Source organism: Serratia sp. ASV30 (assembly GCF_016428815.1).
GTDB classification, from domain to species: Bacteria; Pseudomonadota; Gammaproteobacteria; order Enterobacterales; family Enterobacteriaceae; genus Chania; species Chania fonticola_C.
In genome coordinates, this window is the sequence record NZ_JAELTL010000144.1 from 1 (window position 1) to 1,376 (window position 1,376).

1 protein-coding gene is annotated in these 1,376 nt (G+C 58.1%); it reads left to right on the top strand.

What is annotated here, in order from left to right:
* On the top strand, positions 1 to 1,376 hold a 1,376-nt coding region (locus JHD74_RS25770), incomplete at both ends, for a hemagglutinin repeat-containing protein (protein WP_199063881.1).

A 1,376-nucleotide genomic window follows, 5' to 3' on the forward strand; every position in this document is an offset into this window, starting at 1 on the left:
TGATTGCCGGTAAAAATCTCAACGTTACTGGCGACAGCGTCGTTATCGAACCGGGGCATGACCTGCGTACGGTAGAAGAGCGGTTTGAGCAGAAGCAGAGTGGCCTGACGGTGGCGTTGTCCGGTGCGGCAGGTGCAGCGGCCAACTCAGCGATAGCGGCAGCGCAGAGTGCCAAAAGTGAAAGCGATGGCCGTTTGGCCGCCTTGCAGGGCACCAAAGCCGCGTTGTCTGGGGTGCAGGCAGGACAGGCCGCTGTGTTGGAGAATACCAAGGGTAATGCAGGTAATGCGATTGGTATCAGCCTTTCTCTGGGGGCCCAAAAGTCTTCATCCACGCAAAAACAGGTCTCTGATAATGTCACCGGTTCGACGCTGACGGCGGGTAATAATCTGTCGGTGACCGCAACCGGTAAAGGCAGCGGTGCCAACAGTGGCGATGTGGTGATTGCGGGTAGCCAGTTGAAAGCGGGTGGCGATACCACCATCGATGCCTCTCGCGACATCTTGCTTGCCGGGGCGGCTAATTCCCAACAGCAGACGGGGAGTAACAAGAGCAGCGGCGGTGAAATCGGTATCGGCCTGAGCCTGGGTAAAGACACGGGTATCAAGGTGTTCGCCAACGTCAACGCTGGCAAAGGCAGTGAGAAAGGCACCGGAACGCAGTGGACAGAGACAACCATCGACAGCGGTAAGACGCTTGCCATGAATAGCGGGCGCGATACTACCCTGGCCGGTGCACAGGTCAGCGGTGACAAGGTGGATGTTGACGTAGGACGTAATCTGACACTTTCCAGCCAGCAGGACAGCGATCTCTACGACATGAAGCAGCAGAACGCCAGTGCAGGTGGCAGCTTCACCTGGGGCTCGATGAGTGGTTCTGGCTACCTGAACCTGAGCCAGGACAAGATGCACAGCAACTACGACTCGGTGCAGGAGCAGACCGGGATCTTTGCGGGCAAGGGTGGCTTTGACGTTAAGGTCGGCGAGCATACCCAACTGGATGGCGCGGTAATCAGTTCAACGGGCACGGCGGACAAAAACAGCCTGGATACCGGGACGCTGGGCTTCAGTGACCTGAACAATAAGGCGGACTACAACGTCGAACATGTCGGGGTCGGGATAAGCGGCGGTGGTGACTTTGGCGGTAAGGAGTTCCAGGGCAACCTGGCGGGCGGGATGCTATCGGGCCTGAACGGCAGCGGTCATGCTAGCGGCACCACGCAGGCGGCGGTGAGCGAAGGTAACATCACTGTTCGTGACAAGGACAACCAGCAACAAAATGTCGCCGACCTGAGCCGGGATACGGAGAATGCCAACGGCAGCATTGCGCCGATCTTCGACAAGGAGAAAGAGCAGAACCGGTTGAAACAGGCGCAG